This window comes from Prevotella corporis DSM 18810 = JCM 8529 (genome assembly GCF_000430525.1).
Lineage (GTDB): Bacteria > Bacteroidota > Bacteroidia > Bacteroidales > Bacteroidaceae > Prevotella > Prevotella corporis.
Genome location: NZ_AUME01000048.1, coordinates 1 through 18,301, shown reverse-complemented (window position 1 = coordinate 18,301; position 18,301 = coordinate 1). Strand labels below are relative to the sequence as shown.

The window sequence follows — 18,301 nt, the reverse complement described above, 5'->3', positions numbered from 1 at the left end:
AGGATTTAAAACACCATACGAGTGCTTTTACGAACAAATTAAGTAAATTTGCACTTGCTTGTTGAATTCACGACCAGACATTGATTGGCGACGTGGCCACTCTGGTCAATTGCTTTCTGAAGAAGATGCAGATAAGTTAGACGAATTGTGGAATTGCAAATAGTTAAAACAAGTATAAATACCAGTTAGATATGAAGAAAATTTCTCAAATTGATTGGAAACTCTATAAAGAGAGTGCCACGGGAAAGGCTGATATAGCATCTTTCCAGAAACTGCTTGATGACCCGAACTGTTCATATGAAGATATACTTAACCTTGGGAAAAAGTACGATCCGCAGTACTTTAGTAATTTTAGTCCCAAGGAAGAAAAACAGATAATTGAGATTATCAAGTTCTATGATGATGCTATAGGTGAAGAAGTGGAAAACTACCATTCATTTGAAAAGGCTTCAGATTACGAGGATTTCTATTTGAGCTTTGTTGCAAAATTACTAAGTGAAAAGGAAGTATCGGATATTGATGAAATTCCTCATTCAGAATTTAAAAAGTTCCTTTCCGACAACCTTCCCATGTCCGTAATACTATATGCTTATTTGCCCGGTGTTTTCATACCCAACTTCTTTGTTATGCAATTTTCCTATCTTAAAAGGATTGCAGACAAATATGATATAGAACTCCCCAAAACACCCAATAGGTCTGACTACAAGAGTCGGAATCTATACTATCTCGATATGTGTGGAAAGCTTATAGACTTTGCTGTCGAAAATGGTTTTGAAAATACTGCCGAGTTCTGTGCCTTTTTATTTGGCTATGAACTCCCAAAAGCAAAAGAGGAAATGATGTACGAGGCAAACAATAATATGCCAGACACCCCTAATCAAGCATGGATTATCATTGGGAATTATGGTGAGGGAGAGAAAGAGATGGACTTTGGATTCTGGCAAGCTAATGAATTTACCAGTAGAGGTGATGTCCTCCTTTTTTATGAGAAATCACCGGTCAAAGCCATGAATTCAATTTGGATAGCACAAGCAGATGGAGTGGTAGATCCATTCTTCTACTATTATTCAAGCACGTATATAGGCAACAAGATTGCCATTCCTGCAGACAAGTCTGTAAAGTACGATGACTTTAAGAATAGTGAGTACTTTAAAAAGCGAGATAAGAAAGGTAACTTCGTCAGTAAAAACTTTCAGGACGTTAGCGGTTGGGCGGTAAAGTTCGATGATTATGCAGAGATCAAGCGAATATTAGAAACTAAAGGTTTCAACACTTCCATCTTACCTTCGCTTTATGAGCCAACAAAGGTGGGTAACGTGACAATAGAACATGAGAAAGATGTTTCTGAAAAGTTGCTTATTCCGCTATTGGAACAAATGGGCTGGAAAAACAAATATGATTTCGAAGGAGAGGTGGAATTCAATGCTGGTAGGGGACAAACTGGTTATTCTTCAGACAAACGACCTGACTTCGTACTCCATATAAGGCGAAAGAATGATGACATTGAAGTTAAAGTCGCTATTGAAGTGAAAAAACTTATGAAAAATGAACATGAAATTCATGATAACTTTGTTCAAGGACGCTCATACGCAAAATGGGGTAATGCAAAAGTACTTGTACTCTGTGATATGAGACAGATTCTTGTCTATCTGAGAGATAAGAATAACAAGTTCAACGAGAATAATCCAATACAATTCTCATGGATTGATATGGAGAATCCTGATAAGTTCAAAGAATTAAAGAAATTATTATCATAGCTAAAAGATATTTTGAGGTTGTCCCATGTTTTGAGGCAACCTCTTTTTAACTTTGCCATCGAATCATAATTTGGTATATATAGTCAAGGTTATGGGATGGGATGTAGTACAAATAGGATTAAGGCATAACTTGCCTGCCCACGATCCTTTTGCAACAGCAAAAGAAGTTGCAAAAAGAATGAATCGAAATGTCAGACACGTATATAGTCGTCCCTTAAAAAAGTAAATAACATATTGATTATCAACAAAATAACATTTCTATTATTTGTATATATCTACCCCATTTCGGGTTAAGCCCGTCCCTATTTTGACAAGTTAGGAGCATTGTTCCTTGTTAGAGTCATGTGCATGATAATACATCACATTCTATCATGAATGGGATATGATTTAGAAAAAAAATTATTGCTGTCCGCTAAAACTCCAAAGAGCATAAATATTCCGCCCGAAGTCCTTTAAATTGGTACTTCGGGGAGGATATTTATGCTCTTTGGAGTTTTAGCGGACAGCAATAATAAAATACCCACTTTTAAGTATTGCAAAACTTGTTCACACCTCGTACCTTTGCAGCAAAGAAAATACAAGAGTATGATAAAACGAAAGTACCATATTATATATATGGATATACACCCCTCCACTATCGAAGCGCACTGTTCAAGAAAAGAACAGTGCGTTTTTTTTATGAACAAAATTGAACAACGTTCACTATTAACCCTTTACCCTAATTATGCAAACTCTGAAAGATGATATTCGGCAGCGCATCATCGCTACCGCCCGTGCAGAATTTATCGCACATGGTGTACGCTGCACCTCCATCCGCACAGTGGCTCGCAAGTCAGGTGTCGCTGTAGGAAACCTATACAATTACTTTAAGAGCAAGGACGAACTGTTTTGCGAGGTGCTGCGGCCTCTCACCAAGGCATTGAACAAACACATCCTGTCGCACAATGACGAAAAGTTCCTGTCGATAGACGTGTTCAACATGCGGCAACACCAAATAGATTACATCTTTGCCATGCTTGCCATCATCAAAGACTTTCGTCCAGAGCTTCGACTACTCCTATTCAACTCGGAGGGTACGTCGCTACAAGGATATAAAGACAAGATGGTGGACAGACAGATGAAAGTGGGTATGGAATACCTGCGACTGATGAAAGAACGCTATCCACATCTCAACGCCAACATTTCGCCATTCTTGGTTCACATCAATTGCTCTACATGGATAACCGTTTTCTGCGAGATTGTAGAACACGAAGATTACAGCGACGAGGATATCAAAGTTGCCTTGGAACAGTACATGGACTTTAGCATGGCAGGTTGGAAAGCATTACTGAAACCATAAGGACTAAATTTTAAAAGACAATAATATATGATGAAGACACTCAAACGTTTAGGAGCTTACATGGGAGGGCGCAAATACTTGCTGCCCTGCTCCGTAGCACTGTCGGCAGTCAATGGACTGCTGTCGCTCGTTCCCTTCATTCTTTTGTGGCTCGTGGTGCGCACACTACTAATCGCCAAGGGCAACCTCTCAGACACCCCTCTTATAGACTATGCCCTATGGGCTTTTGGCATATCGGTGGCAAACGTGTTGCTCTACTTTTTGGCACTGATGCTTTCTCACCTTGCAGCATTCCGTATCGAAACCAACATGAGGCGCAAAGCGATGCAACGACTGATGCGTGCACCATTGGGCTATCTCGATGAACAAAACACGGGACGTATGCGTAAAATCATAGATGAGGATTCGGGAGAGACCCATACTTTTGTGGCACACCTGCTACCCGATGTGGCAAGCTGTATCGTTGCTCCGATAGGTGTTATCGTACTGTTGTTCTCTGTGGATTGGCAGTTGGGTGCGGCTGCAATGATACCTCTCGTTGGTGCGATAGGCATTATGGGATATATGATGAACCCGAAGAACAACCAATTTCAAAGGCTCTACCTTGACGCGCAGGAGAAGATGGGGGCAGAGGCGGTGGAATATGTCAGAGGTATTCCCGTGGTTAAGGTGTTCCAACAGACGGTCTTCTCGTTCAAACGCTTCTACGATAGCATTATCAGCTACCGCGACCTTGTCATCAAGTGTACGCTTGTGTGGCACACGCCAATGTCATTGTACATACTTGCTATCAATGCCTTTGCCTTCATCCTCGTTCCTACTGCTATTATCCTGATAGCACACGGTGGAGATACCACCACAATTATTGCCAACGTGATACTTTATGTGGTGATTGCACCGCTCATCGCTTCCAACGTGATGAAAGCCATGTATCTCAGCCAGGACCTATTCATGGCAAACGAGGCTGTGGAACGATTAGAGCAGCTCACTGATATTGCACCGCTCTCGCAGCATGACGACCCGAAACGTGCAGAAGCGTACGACATTCGTTTCAACGATGTTTCGTTCCGATATGAGGGAGCGGAGAAAGATGCAGTGAGTCATATCAACCTTATCATTCCTGAAGGAAAGACGGTGGCACTTGTAGGAGCCTCGGGCAGCGGAAAGACCACGATAGCAAGACTGATACCCCGCTTTTGGGACGTACGTCATGGCAGCGTTACCATAGGAGGCATAGACGTGAGGGATATGCGCAAGGACGAACTGATGCGCAACGTGTCGTTCGTCTTCCAGAACACCCGTCTGTTCAAAACTTCGCTCATCGAAAACCTACGTTACGGCAATCCTGATGCAACAACCGAACAGATTAACCGTGCCATCGATCTCTCACAAAGCCGTGAGATTATCGACCGTTTGCCACAGGGATTAGATACCGTTATCGGTGCTGAAGGCACTTATCTTTCGGGAGGTGAGCAGCAGCGAATTGTTCTTGCTCGTGCCATTCTGAAAGATGCTCCTATCGTCGTACTCGACGAGGCGACTGCGTTTGCCGACCCCGAAAACGAACAGCTTATCCGAAAGGCACTGGCACATCTCACCCAAGGAAAGACAGTGCTGATGATAGCCCATAGACTTACCACTGTGCAGGATGCCGACAGCATCGTAGTTGTGGACAACGGCGAGATAGTCGAACAGGGCACGCACAAGGAACTATTGAGTGAGGAAAAGTATTACCACCGTATGTGGAATGAATATCAACAATCCGTTTCGTGGAAACTATAATCTATTAAAAGTCATAAAGTCATGATTAAATATTTTCAAAACCGTTTTGCTCTTACGGAAAAAGGAGCAAAAGACTTGCGGCAAGGCATCGTCTTTTCGACACTGCTCAACCTTGTGCTGATGCTGCCACCCACTTATTTGTTTTTCTTCCTGATGGAGTATCTCGATAATATGCCAATGAATGCCCCTCATACGTTGTGGTTTTATCTCCTCGTGGCAGCAGGGTTAATGGTCGTGATGCTCGTCGTGATTCGTCGGCAATACGACAGCACCTATACCACCGTATATAATGAGAGTGCGCAACGCCGTATCTCCTTAGCCGAGAAACTGCGCCGCTTGCCTCTCGCCTTCTTTGGTGAGCGCAATCTCTCCGACCTCACTGCCACCATTATGGAAGACTGCACACAATTGGAAACAACGTTCTCGCACGCCATTCCCCAACTGTTTGCTTCTGTGGTGAGCATTGTCATTATCGCAGCGGGAATGTTCTGTTACGACTGGCGATTAGCCATCGCTGTGTTTTGGGTCGTGCCATTTGCCTTGGTGGTGCTGTTGATTTCACGAAATCGAATGGACAAGGCTTTTACACGTATCTACCACATCAAGCGTGGCGTGAGCGAACAGATACAAGAAGGACTGGAGTGTGTGCAGGAAATCAAGTCGTACAATGGCGAGGACGAATATAACCAGCGGTTCGACCAGCGATTAAAAACATTGGAAAAAGGACTTGTTGCCGGTGAACTCTTGATAAGTGTGTTTGTCAACATCTCCGCTGTACTGCTTAAACTGGGCATGCCTACCGTCATCGTTGTAGGCGCATGGATGCTTCAGCGTGGCGACGTGTCGGTGTTCGTCTATTTGGCGTTCCTTCTTGTTTCGGCAATGGTTTACAACCCTATTCTTGATGTATGCAATCACCTTGCTATTCTAACTTTTCTCGATGTACGCATCAAACGAATGAAGGAGATGGAGGCAATGCCCATACAAACGGGCAACACAGAGGTGAAAGTTTCGAACTATGACATTGAGTTCCACGACGTCAGCTTTTCCTACGAAACAGACAAGCAGGTACTTCACGATGTCACGTTCACTGCCCGACAGGGCGAGATAACCGCACTTGTTGGTCCATCTGGTGGTGGTAAGAGTACCACTGCCAAGCTCGCTGCACGCTTTTGGGACACGAATAGTGGTAAGATAACGCTGGGCGGACACGACATCTCGGGCATAGAACCAGAGACGTTGCTCAAAAATTACGCCGTAGTATTTCAAGACGTGATGCTCTTCAATGCCTCTGTTGCCGACAACATACGCATAGGAAAACGCGACGCCACCGATGAGGAAGTAAGGCATGTGGCGCGATTGGCACAGTGCGATGACTTCATCCGTCGTATGCCACAAGGCTACGACACGGTGATAGGCGAAAATGGGGAAACCCTTTCGGGTGGGGAGCGGCAGCGTATCTCCATAGCCCGTGCACTCTTAAAAGATGCTCCTGTCATCCTCTTGGACGAAGCAACCGCCAGCCTTGATGCCGAGAACGAGACAAAGATTCAGGCGGGTATCTCTGAACTGGTGCAGGGCAAGACTGTCATCATCATCGCCCACCGCATGCGCACCGTGCTGGGTGCCGACCACATCGTGGTACTTGACGGCGGGACGGTCAGCGAACAGGGTATGCCCAAAGATCTTATAGCAAAAGGTGGCAAGTTTGCCCAGATGGTGAGATTACAACAGGAAAATAAATCATAAAATAAAAACAACAATGAAAATCGAAAAAATCAACCGTAAGTTCAGGCAGACGGCGGAGTGGATACTGCGCCACCGGCTGCTTGTGGTAGGGCTGTTCGCCCTGCTTGTCGCATTCTCGTTCGTGGGAACGAAGCGTATCGTGATGAAGACCTCGTTCGACGACTACTTTGTGAGCGACGACCCGATGCTCTTGAAAACAGATGAGTTCAAGTCCATCTTCGGCAACGACTACTATGTGGCGGTATTGGTGAAGAACAAGGACGTGTTCTCCAAGCGAAGCCTCACGCTCATCCGCGAGCTGAGCAACGAGTTGAAGGACAGCCTCTCGTATGCCGACAAGGTAACGTCGCTCACCGACCTTGAGTTTGCTGTGGGCACCGAAGAGGGCATGACCATCGAGCAGATTGTTCCCGAGCAAATCCCATCGGATGCCGCCGGACTGAAAGAAATTAGGCGCAAGGCATACAGCAAGCCCTATCTCTCGAAGAAACTCGTGTCGAAGGACGGCACGATGACATGGATCATGGTGAAGCTGCGCCCGTTCCCCGCTGATAGCGTGTGGAAGCGGACGAGCGACATCGCTCCCGACATGCTTACGGGCAAGGAGGCAGGACGCATCATCACGAAGACAAAGTATGCAGAGTTATCGCCCAATGCCGCAGGAATGCCCTATATGAGCTACGAGAAGTTCATTTATCTGAAGGGTGAGATGGGACGGTTGTTCGCTATCGCCTTCCTCGTCTCCATCGTGGTGATGCTCGTCGTCACCCGTTCGCTGCGCGGCGTCATCGCACCACTGATTACCTCAATATGTGCCTTGATAATCGGCTTCGGCATCATAGGCTGGACGGGGCTTTACATCGACATGAGCACGGCAATGATAGCCGTCATACTCACTTTTGCCTGTTCCATTGCCTACAACATTCATCTATATAACTTCTTCAAGACACGGTTCGTGGAGACAGGCAGGCGTAGGGCTTCCATCACCGATGCCGTGGGCGAGACGGGCTGGGGCGTATTGCTCTCAGGGCTGACCACCGTGGCGGCGATGATGACGTTCCTCTCCATGAGCATCGTGCCGATGAAAGCCATTGGTCTGAACACCTCGCTCTGCCTGCTGTCGGTGCTCCTCACGTGTCTCGTGGTTACGCCAGTGCTGCTGTCGCTGGGCAAGGACAGGAAGCCGCACACGAACATGTCGCACAGCTTCGAGGGCTATGTCGGCGACCACTTCGAGCGTTTCGGCGGGTTCGTCATGCGCAACCATCGGCGTATCGTCGTCGTGTCGTCGGTACTCACGCTGTTCTGCGGCATCGGTCTGTTCTTCATCGAGCCGGCGTTCGATGTGGAGAAGACAATGGGGCGCAAGGTGGAGTATGTGAAGAAGTTCCTCGACCTGTGCGATACGGAATTGGGGTCGATGTATTCCTACGACCTGATGATTACACTGCCGCACGCAGACGACGCAAAGAAGCCCGAGAACCTAAAACGGCTCGATCAGTTGGCTACCATCACAGAAGGCTATCTACTCACCAAGCGGCACAACTCCGTGACGGACATCATCAAGGACATGAACTGCACGCTCAACGGTGGCAAGCAACAATTCTATCGTATTCCCGACGATGCAGACATGGTGGCACAGCTCCTCCTGCTCTACGAGAACGCCGGCGGCACGGAGTCGGAGTATTGGATGGACTATGACTACCGGCGACTACGCCTTCAAGTGGAAATCAAGAACTACAACTCCAACGAGGCGGAGAAGGAAATGGACGCATTGCAAGCAGAGGCACGGCGGCTCTTCCCTCAAGCGCACATCTCGATGGTGGGCAACATACCGCAGTTTACCGTGATGCAGCAATACGTGGAGCGTGGGCAGATGTGGTCGATGCTGCTCTCGGTGTTGGTCATCGGCGTGATCCTCGTGCTCGTCTTCAGCAGTTGGAAGGTCGGCTTGGTGGGCATGATCCCCAACCTCGCTCCTGCGGTCATCGTGGGCGGCATGATGGGCTGGCTCGACTATCCGCTCGACATGATGACCGCCTCTCTCATACCGATGATACTCGGTATCGCCGTCGATGACACCATCCACTTCATCAACCACAGCCACGTGGCATACGACCGATGTGGCGACTACGGCGACGCCATCAGGAGCACGTTCCGCACCGAGGGGCTTGCTATCGTGATGTCCACCGTGGTCGTGTCGGCGACGTTCGCAGGATTCATGTCGTCGAACGCCACGCAGATGGTTAACTGGGGCATCCTTGCCGTGGCGGGCATGGTGTCGGCATTGCTGGCAGACCTGTTCCTCACGCCGATTCTCTTTAAGTATCTCAGGGTGTTTGGCAAAGAAAAAAAGACAAATTCACAATAAAAAACAGTATCAAATGAAAGCAAAAGAATTAGTATTGACACTCATCGCCTTGTTTGCGATTTGCAGTGCAAACGCCGCAGGTCTCACAGGAAGGGACATCATGCAGAAAGTAAGAAACCGTGCCGACGGCGACACACGCTATGCCACCATCGAAATGACGCTCGTTCAGAGAAGCGGGCACAAACGTGTGCGCAAGCTCGAATCGTGGGCAATGGACGTGGGCAGGAACACAAAGAAAATTATGTTCTTCACTTATCCCGGAGATGTGAAGGGAACAGGATTCCTCACATGGGACTACGACAATCCACGCAAGGTGGACGACAAGTGGCTCTACCTGCCCGCCATGAAGAAGACGAGGCGCATCAGCGGCAAGTCGTCGAAGACCGACTACTTTATGGGCAGCGACTTTACCTACAACGACATGAGTATGCGCAATGTGGACGAGGAGAAACATCAGCTCCTGAGAGAAGAAAACTTAGGCGGACACCGATGCTGGGTGGTACAGTCGATTCCCAACGATAAGAACGAAATATATGCACGTCGAGTAACGTGGATAAGACAGGACTGCTTGATGGCTGTCAAGGCGGAATACTACGACAAGCTGAACAAGCTGCACCGCCGTCTTACCATTTCCAACATTGATAAAGTGCAAGGCTTTTGGACTATGCACCTTATGCAGATGGAAAACGTGCAGACAGGACACAAGACCATCATTCGTATGAACAACCAGCGGTTCAATGTGCGAGTGTCGCCCAATCTCTTCACCGTTTCCAAATTGGAGAAAGGACTCTGATATGAACCTACTCCGATTATGTATGCTCCTGCTTGTGCCGATGCTCTCGGCACAGGCATCAGCCCAAATCGACACGCTGCAAACAGAGAGCGACACCATTGTTTGTGAAGATACCATTATCAGTTTGGAAAACACTGTTGCTGGTTCGGAAGAAGTTTTGGAAGAAACATTCGAAACTACCGACGACAACGCTTTGCAGGTGCAGGTGAAAGGTTTCCTCGATACCTATCACGCTGTAAGGACAGAGGGAAAAGCCGACTGGATGGCATCGAGGACTCGGGCGCGAGGAGAACTGAAACTTGAAAAAGGAGCGGCTTCGCTCTTTGTGTCGCTGAACGCTATCTACAACGGAATACTCAAAGAGCGCACGGGACTGGAGCTGCGCGAGGCTTATCTCGCCTATGCAAAGGGTAATCTTGACCTGCGTGTGGGACGACAGATTGTGGTATGGGGGGTGGCAGATGCGCTGCGACTTACCGACTGCGTGTCGCCGTTCGACTACACAGAATTTCTTGCACAAGACTATGACGATATTCGTATGCCTGTCAATGCCCTGCGTGCTAAGTACACAATGGGAGCGGTTACGCTCGAGGCGGTGTGCAATCCTGTAGCCGATTTCTTCATACTGCCCACAGATGAGCGCAATCCATGGGCAATACGCCTTTCGTCCTCACCATTGCCCTATACGATAGACTTGGAAAGTGGAAAGCCAGAGAAACGACTGAAGAATATGGAGTTTGGTGGACGCATAACCGTAAACCAAAGCGGAGTGGATTTCTCTGTGAGTGCCTTGCGGACGTGGAACAAACAGCCTGCCTTTTGTCCTGAACTGTCGGCTAATGGGAAATCGCTTTGCATAGTCGGGAAGTACCATCGCATGACTATGCTCGGTGCCGATTGCTCACTGCCCATAGGTAAGTTCGTTGTCCGTGCCGAAATAGCCGACTATATAGGCGAGGCGCAGAGTGTAGGCTTGGGACAGAATACCGTGCAGCGCAACTCCCTCAACGCCCTTGCAGGACTTGATTGGTATCCGGGCAACGATTGGAATGTAAGTCTTCAATACTGCCACAAATACACTTCGGGCAATCTTGACGGACTTTCTGCCTACCGCAATGCTGGACTTGCCACCGCACGGCTCGCCAAAGAACTGCTGCGCAACACGCTGAAACTCTCCACCTTTGCCTACATTGATGTAACAAACGGCGGCATCTTCAATCGTTTCTCGGCTTCCTATTCTCTTAACGACCAAATCGAACTCACCGCTGGCTACGACTATTTCCATGCCGACAAAGGCAAGTTTCAAATGTACAGTAAGAACTCCGAAGCATGGGTAAAGATGAAGTACAGTTTCTGAAATACGTTGCGAATAAAGAATCGATGTAGACTGATAGGCTGACTGGATGGACAGCAGCAAGTTCTCCAACCTGCCATTCACTTCCATTGCTTCACGGCTCTTGCCGTCCATTCTGCTTTCACGAGGATTCCACAAATCGGGATTGCAGGACAACTTGCAACTAAACTGTGCAATACTCCTTCCAAGTGTGATACGCCCCATAATCGGAGCCTTGCCCGACTTATCAAGACCGCTCTTTTTAAGGTAGAGCAACACCTTCATTTTTTTGTTTTCATACGCTTTGATGTTTTGTGGCAAAATCAGCAAATTCAAAGCGTTCCTCACTTATGCAGAAAACTGCCGACCGCAGCAACAGCCACACGAGCGAAAATAATTCAGTTACCGAACATTGCTCCATCGTTACCTATGGCAAATTCGGGTAACGCTCTGGTAACTGAACTTCTGCCTAAATCTGCATATTATAACTCTTTTTGAAAAGAGCACTTCTATGCAAATTATTCCGTTTCCTGCTCATTATCAGTCTGTTTACACCAACTTCGATATTTCTTCATTTTCGCTGATTAGTTGCAACGCAATAGGTGAGCTTTTGGACGATGAAAGGTGAGCTTTTGCTGCACGATCGCTGATGTTTCTGCAGATGAGGGCTGGAAACCGATTGTCGGAAGCATTGTGGCGCATGACTGGGGGCTGTTGCTCGAAATCATTATAATTAGGTATTGATCGAACGACGGATAGTTTATACCTTTGCACTGCTCAAACGTAGGAAGACAGTCGGACACCTGTGGCTTCGGAAAGTTAATTAGTTAATTGAGCTATTTACTGTAAATTATTATTCTACAGGTCGTTGTGCTACCTATAATGTTTAGGTAAAACAATGTTGAGCGCTATGTACCGCACAAGGTTTCAATACTTATGACTTGATTAATCACCACGGTTCGACACACTAAAAAATCACCGAAACAACTCCGTGCGCTGTCTGCGCACATGCCGTCGCTGGTGCAAACCAGCTCGTCGTCATGCTTCTAACGTCCAAAGCAGTTCGGTCAGACCGGCTTTGCTGTCGGGCGGTATGGTGGAGTGGGGCGATACGCTGAACCCCTCGTATTCAAAGGCGAGGAGATCCTCAGGCCTTTTTATCCCGTTTTGTAGGATGAAACGCGTCATAGCGCCTCGGCAGCTCTTCGCATAGACGGTGACATTCTTGAGTTGGTCGCCTTTTTGCACGTAGAAATGTGGCTGAACGACGTGCAGCTCCTTCAATATTCTCTTCCAGTCGAACAGGTGTTCGAACTCTTCGGTTGCCAAATGAACCAGTGTTCCATCGTCGGCTTTCACTGCGTCTATCAGTATATCAGTGAGTAAAGGTTTCCAGAAAGCAAACATTGTCTTGCCTCCGGCAGCTTCGAGCGCCATCTTTCCCTCCAGCCTGTATGGGTGAATGCGGTCGGTTGGGCGAAGCATGCCATACAGGAAGCTGAGAATCCACAGGTGGTGACTGGCAAAAGCGAGGGCCGACGGTGAGAGTGTCTGCGCCTTCAGGCATTTGTAAGCCTGTCCGTAGTAGGACATGATGGCAGGAATTCGGAGTTCTTCGTTGAAAAAATCTTGATAGCGGAGCTTGTTTTCCAGTGCCAGTTTTGTGTTGCACTTGAGTCTTTGTGCCAATTCTTCTGGTGAAAGTTGTCCTAATTCGAGCGCAAACCGCTCCGCATAGGTCTGAAATCGGGGTTCGGTGGCAAGGCTCAGCTGTTCGGTGGCCGATGAATTCATTATTTTTGCCGAAGCAAGGATGATTTGCATGCTCTGTTCCTCTAAGATTAAAGTTCAACATCCAATCCTTCGCCGTTCACGCATCGATTCAAAATTCCTCTGCAGCCATCTTCAATCAGGTCGAGTGCATATTCAAAATCGTCAGCACCGCCGTAATATGGGTCAGGTACGGTCGTCGCTCGCTGATGTACGGTCATGAAATCGGTCATTCTTCTGATTTGATTCTTTTCTTTATCAGAATGCGTCAGTCTGCTGATAGCCTTGTAGTTATCATCGTCCATGACGAATATATAATCAAACAAATTGAAATCGGTCTGCGCATCAAACTGGCGAGCTATGTGGTTCACTGCGTAACCTCTGCGCTCACCGTGTTTGCGCATCCGTTTGTCGGGTAATTGGCCGACATGCCAATCGCCGATGCCAGCCGAATCAATCGTGAATCGGGCCGACAAGCCACGCTCGTCAACCAGTTTTTGCATCACGGCGTTGGCCGCCGGCGAACGGCAGATGTTGCCAAGGCAGATGAAAAGTAACTTGTATTTTCGGGTTTCTTCGTTCAATGGAATGTTTTGACTCATTGTTGCTGATTTTGAAGCTCATTTAAACTGAAGTGCAAACTTACTGAAAATTCCACTAATATTCAAATCTTTCTATATAATAATGTATGGGTTGAGCGACGAAAGATATACTTTCAGATAATGACAGTTATGATAAATAGGATAAATTAATGTGCCTACAATCCTCTGTTTCTCAGGTAAGAATAGTCGATTCTTGAGAATTGGAAGAAAGACTGGTGCGTGTCGATCAGACGGAATTTAAGTGATATATGAGTGTTTTCTTGTGGTTGGTCGAAGAATCATTTGCAAATAACAACAAGATTATTTTGGTATTTCTAAATTTGTGTGTATCTTTGCATTCGCCTTTGCCGATATGGCTCAGTTGGTAGAGCAACGCATTCGTAATGCGTAGGTCCCCGGTTCGAGTCCGGGTATCGGCTCATCTTTGACGAATTTCTGTTCTGTGAGATGCTTTCAGCAAAGGAAACGCAATGCGCTCGACAAGAAGCGGTGTTCGTCAATCGGTGGTTTTGCGGAATTAGCACATCGGTAGTGCACGGGCTTCCCAAGCCTGGGAGGCGGGTTCGATTCCCGTATTCCGCTCTCTTTCGTGGATGTTTGCCAACCGTTGTTTGGCTTTGTTTCACAGATTGGTCACCTTTCTCCCCAACTTTCCTCCTTTATTTTGTGATCATTGGTTTACGAACGGAAGATTTCCAGTAACACATCGGCTACGTCGGCTGGTTCGTTGAATGGCATTCCCTCTTCCAACTCCTCGTCGCTCAACTGTTTCAGCAGTTTGATAGCTGATGCTTCGTCGATGGAAGGTTCACCATTCTTGTCTTCTCTTGCCAGCAAATCGTCGATGATTGCTTGGCGATAATCATGTAAATTGTCCATAATTGGTGTGATTTTTGTCAGGAATCCCCTACTCTTTTCTGATGAAACCTTTTCTAAAATATATTTTGTTATCTGTTTGTCAATCAAAGAATTATATTTGATAGCTAACCGACGTAATCATAATGTCAGACCAGCCATCCGTCGCTGCTCGGCCATCACATTGACGAAGGTCGCCTACAGTTCGACAACCGTTATGCCAGCGCCGCCAAACTGTACGTGCTCATCACGGAAATCGCGCACGTTCGGAACGCTTTGGAGGTACTGTCGAATCAACGTTCGTAAGATTCCGTTGCCTTTTCCGTGAAGTATGCGCACCTGTCCCGCACCAACGAGGATGGCATCGTCGATGAAATACTGCACCTTGTTGAGGGCTTCATCGGCTCTCAGGCCACGAACGTCGAGCTCTTGCCTGAACTGATTGCGGTGCTTGTCTATGGTCTCGCGCGTCTCCCGACTGTAATTGTAGGCCTGAAACTGCTTTTTCGTGTCTTGAAGGGCAGTCATGTCAGCATGTTCCAGTCGGTTTAGCTGCATCTTCGTGCGCATGTCGCCGAAAATTACCGTAGCTTGCTTGCCGTCGATGGTCTCCACTTTTCCGATGGATGTTAAGCCTTTGATGCGCACAGTGTCGCCCGTCCGTATCTCGTTGTTGCTCTTTTGCTTCTGGATGGCTGAGCGCAACGATTCGGCAGAGGCCTGTTTGCGTTCCTGTTTATCCTTCTTGTGCTGTTCGTGCCTCTCCTTTCGGTTCTTGATTTTATCGATTTTCTTTTGGAAATCTTCATCGCTGAGCAGTCCGCTCTCACGCATTTTCTGTTTTTTGCTGAGTCCTGACGCTCCCTTCTCTGAGCTCTTGCCCTCGGCATCGGTGCTTCCGTTGACGATTCCAGCCTCATAGTCGGCCAATTCCTGACGCAAGCGCTTCGTTGCCTCCTTTTCGGCCTGTTGTTCCCTTATCTCCCGGATGACGTTTTCGATGCGTTTGTTGCTTTCTTTGATAAGTTCCTCGGCCTGAAGTTTGGCCCTACTGATGATGAGTTTTCTGCTTTCGCGCAGTTCCTCCATTTCTTTCTCGTATCGGGCGATGGTCTTTTCTAGCTCCTTCTCGTGGCTGTGGATGGTTTGTCGTTTACTTTCCCAGTAGCGTTTGTCTCGAACGATGTCCTGTAAGTACTTGTCACTCTGTATGTAATCAGAGCCAACAATCTCTGACGCGTCGCGAATCACCTCTTCGGGGATGCCCGTCTTGCGTGCTATTTCTATGGCAAACGAGCTTCCCGGCCTACCGATGGCGAGCTGGAACAGAGGTTTCATCTCGTGACGGTCGTAAAGCATGGCGCCGTTGACGACCCCTGGGTGGTTCTCGGCAAAGTGCTTGAGGTTCTGATAGTGGGTGGTGATGACCGCCCATGCCTTCTTCTGCCAGAATTGCTTGAGCACCGATTCGGCGATGGCTCCTCCAATCTGCGGTTCTGTGCCAGTACCGAACTCGTCGATGAGGATGAGTGTGCGCTCGTTGGCTTGTCGCATCATGTTCTTCATGTTCATCAAGTGCGACGAATAGGTGCTCAAATCGTTCTCGATGCTCTGCTCATCGCCGATGTCGATCATGATATGCTGGAACGTTCCCGTAGCTGAGCGGTCGCCAACGGGTATTGACAGTCCGCACTGGAGCATGTATTGCAGTAGTCCTACGGTCTTGAGACAGACCGATTTGCCACCGGCGTTAGGTCCGGAGATGACCAGTAGGTGCTTCTCGGCTGAGAGTTGGATGTCGAGTGGCACAACGGTGGTGGGCTTCTGCCCGTCGTTGTCGCTGGCGTTGCTCACCGTCGCCTTTCTCGCAAGTGAGCGTTGGAGCAGCGGATGGACAGAACGAATCCAGTCAATTTGAGGTTGGGCGCTCACTTCGGGCTCGAAAGCCTTGAAAAGACGCGACAGTTCGGCCTTTGAGCGTATAAAATCGATTTGGGCAAGGAAGTGGTACGAGTCGAGCATCTCGCTGACATGAGGGCGCACCAGCTTGGCAAACTCGGTCAGAATGCGAATAATCTCTCGCCGCTCCTCGTTCTCCAGTTCTCGAATCCTGTTGTTCGCTTCCACCACTTCGGTGGGTTCAATATAAACCGTGCGACCTGTGGCGCTCTCATCGTGGACGATTCCCGAAATCTTCCGTTTCATTCCCGGAACGACGGGTATGACAAGTCGTCCGTCGCGCAGAGCAGGGGCAACGTCTTTGTCAACTACTCCCTCACTCTGGGCCGATCTTAGGATGCTGTTGAGCGTGCGGGAGATGCTGCCTTCGACCCTTGCCAACTCACGGCGAATCTGCAAAAGCTCTGGCGAGGCTGCGTCGCGCATCTTGCCGAACTTATCGATGATCTGGCCAATGCGCTGCACGAGGACAGGGAACGTAGCCACTCTGTCTGTCAAAGCATAGAGGGCTGGATAATAATGCTTTACGTCGCCACTCTCCAGCTCTTCTCCAATGCTTAGAAACTTCACGATGGCGATGATTGTCTCCAGCGAACGCTTCAGGTCGAACAACTCATCTTCCTCCATGTGCGTACCTTGCAGGCGGATGCGGGTGACGCTTTCACGCATGTCGAACACGTTGTCGAGTGGAAATTCGTCGATGCCCTCCTGTATTCTGCGGAACTCCCGCAGCTGTTCCATCCACCGGTTAATCTGTTCTGTGTCAGTGGAGAACGTCATTCGATCGACCTCTTCCTTGCCGAGTGCCGAGAGACAATGCTGGTGGAGCAGCGTTCTGATTTCGTTGAAGCCTATTTTTTGTTCAAAATTATCGGGATATATCATGTATGACTGATGACTAAAATGTGTCGCAAAGTTACTATTTTTCTTTTTAATAATGTAGAGCTTTGGCTGTTAATTGCTTTTTTACTAATTTTGCATCGTTGTCTGCCATAGTGCCTACCACGAGGCAAGGCACATCGAAACTGCGGATTCGTGGACTCCGAATATCCGTGGCTGACACTTGAAGAATAAAAATGATGATGAGTAAGGACAGAAATAACAGACAAACTCCTGACGGACGGCAAGCCCGCAGCGGAGGAGTTGGGGAGGAACGATGCTGAAAGGCTTTCTCCTTGTGGGCATTGGCAGTTTTCTTGGCGGAGGTTTGCGGTTTTTGGTGTCGAGGATGACGGCAGAATGGGTGGCGACACCCTTCCCGTTGGCTACGTTCGCCGTCAATATCATCGGCTGTCTCGTCATTGGTTACGTGTCGGGACTTCCCTTGGGAGGATGGCTCTCGGCTGACACGAGGCTCATTCTGACAACCGGTTTCTGCGGTGGTTTCACCACTTTCTCCACGTTTATGAACGAAAACACGTCACTGATGAAAAACGGCGATTTCACGATGGCGGCACTCTACATGTTTGCCAGTATTGCCATCGGTTTCGTTGCGGTGGTGGCTGGTCACCAACTGGCCAAAATCTGTCAGTAGTCGCAATCGAAAAGGTAGGCGAAGGCCATTGGCAGATACCGTGTCGGCATCATTTTCCAGCCCCCTCTCCTATCGTTATGCAACTATCTGAAAAACACTGTTGTCTTATACGGATTTAGCTTGTCACAATTCTGACTATAAAAAAAGTAAGAAATTATGACAAAACGTAAAACCCCACGCGAATTTTCGAATTCGTTCAAGCTGCAAGTGTTAATCGATTATTATTCTAGCGGTTCTTCTCAAGCGTCCATATTGCGTAAGTGGAATGTGTCTAGTGGTTCAATGTTCCAATGGCTGAAACGTTGGCCCATTGATTCAAAATCGTTATCTTTGCCCTCGGAAGTAATCCTGAGGTATCGTATGGCTCATAAAGAAACGAATTTGACAGACAATGAGATATTGCGCCAGAAGATAGTGAACCTCCAACACGCATTGTCTTTGGAGAAGATGCGCAGCC

Annotated in this window: 13 protein-coding genes, 2 tRNA genes and 1 pseudogene; 11 read left to right on the top strand and 5 right to left on the bottom strand. The window is 47.9% G+C overall.

The features are described 5' to 3' along the window. Positions 1-191: 191 nt before the first annotated feature. The 7 genes from H515_RS0109015 to H515_RS0108985 all read left to right on the top strand — a co-directional run bounded on the left by H515_RS0109015 (position 192) and on the right by H515_RS0108985 (position 11,148). Positions 192-1,757 (top strand): hypothetical protein, encoded by a 1,566-nt coding sequence (locus tag H515_RS0109015; RefSeq protein WP_025877624.1) that lies wholly within the window; start codon positions 192-194, stop codon positions 1,755-1,757. 724 nt (positions 1,758-2,481) lie between these two features. Next, positions 2,482-3,096, top strand: a complete 615-nt coding sequence (locus H515_RS0109010) for a TetR/AcrR family transcriptional regulator (protein ID WP_007175325.1) — start codon at positions 2,482-2,484, stop codon at positions 3,094-3,096. A gap of 27 nt (positions 3,097-3,123) precedes the next feature. Beyond that, positions 3,124-4,878, top strand: coding sequence for an ABC transporter ATP-binding protein (locus H515_RS0109005; protein WP_025877619.1), 1,755 nt, complete (start codon positions 3,124-3,126; stop codon positions 4,876-4,878). A 21-nt stretch (positions 4,879-4,899) separates the two neighbouring features. Next, complete coding sequence (locus tag H515_RS0109000; RefSeq protein ID WP_028901861.1) at positions 4,900-6,627, top strand: ABC transporter ATP-binding protein; 1,728 nt, start codon at positions 4,900-4,902, stop codon at positions 6,625-6,627. 13 nt (positions 6,628-6,640) lie between these two features. Continuing rightward, entirely contained in the window at positions 6,641-8,998 is a 2,358-nt protein-coding gene (locus tag H515_RS0108995) for an efflux RND transporter permease subunit (RefSeq protein WP_025877618.1), read from the top strand. A gap of 13 nt (positions 8,999-9,011) precedes the next feature. Next, a complete protein-coding gene (locus H515_RS0108990; protein ID WP_025877617.1) occupies positions 9,012-9,791 on the top strand; it encodes an outer membrane lipoprotein-sorting protein in 780 nt (259 codons plus the stop codon). Between the two features lies 1 nt (position 9,792). Next, positions 9,793-11,148 (top strand): DUF1302 family protein, encoded by a 1,356-nt coding sequence (locus tag H515_RS0108985; RefSeq protein ID WP_025877616.1) that lies wholly within the window; start codon positions 9,793-9,795, stop codon positions 11,146-11,148. A 27-nt stretch (positions 11,149-11,175) separates the two neighbouring features. On the opposite strand, the pseudogene H515_RS14090 reads toward H515_RS0108985, so the two are convergent. From H515_RS14090 to H515_RS13265, 3 genes and pseudogenes are all read right to left on the bottom strand, one after another. Continuing rightward, positions 11,176-11,409 (bottom strand): annotated as a pseudogene (locus H515_RS14090) (Arm DNA-binding domain-containing protein); the annotation flags it as partial. A 753-nt stretch (positions 11,410-12,162) separates the two neighbouring features. Further along, positions 12,163-12,948 (bottom strand): YaaA family protein, encoded by a 786-nt coding sequence (locus tag H515_RS0108980; RefSeq protein WP_025877615.1) that lies wholly within the window; start codon positions 12,946-12,948, stop codon positions 12,163-12,165. Between the two features lie 17 nt (positions 12,949-12,965). Further along, a complete protein-coding gene (locus tag H515_RS13265) occupies positions 12,966-13,496 on the bottom strand; it encodes a low molecular weight protein-tyrosine-phosphatase (RefSeq protein WP_051274736.1) in 531 nt (176 codons plus the stop codon). Between the two features lie 346 nt (positions 13,497-13,842). On the opposite strand from H515_RS13265, the gene H515_RS0108970 reads away from it, so the two are divergent. After that, positions 13,843-13,915 (top strand) — tRNA-Thr (locus H515_RS0108970). A 92-nt stretch (positions 13,916-14,007) separates the two neighbouring features. Further along, positions 14,008-14,078, top strand: a tRNA-Gly gene (locus H515_RS0108965). A gap of 96 nt (positions 14,079-14,174) precedes the next feature. Here the strand turns inward: H515_RS0108965 and H515_RS0108960 are convergent. Continuing rightward, on the bottom strand, positions 14,175-14,375 hold the full coding sequence (locus H515_RS0108960) for a hypothetical protein (RefSeq protein WP_025877612.1): 201 nt from the start codon (positions 14,373-14,375) through the stop codon (positions 14,175-14,177). 174 nt (positions 14,376-14,549) lie between these two features. After that, on the bottom strand, positions 14,550-17,195 hold the full coding sequence (locus tag H515_RS0108955) for an endonuclease MutS2 (RefSeq protein WP_025877610.1): 2,646 nt from the start codon (positions 17,193-17,195) through the stop codon (positions 14,550-14,552). A 271-nt stretch (positions 17,196-17,466) separates the two neighbouring features. Between H515_RS0108955 and crcB the strand changes: the two genes are divergently transcribed. Both crcB and H515_RS14560 read left to right on the top strand, forming a co-directional pair. Continuing rightward, a complete protein-coding gene (gene crcB, locus H515_RS0108950; protein WP_028901860.1) occupies positions 17,467-17,844 on the top strand; it encodes a fluoride efflux transporter CrcB in 378 nt (125 codons plus the stop codon). Between the two features lie 156 nt (positions 17,845-18,000). Continuing rightward, positions 18,001-18,301 (top strand): hypothetical protein (locus H515_RS14560; RefSeq protein WP_154653680.1); only part of this gene is annotated, 301 nt, incomplete at its 3' end.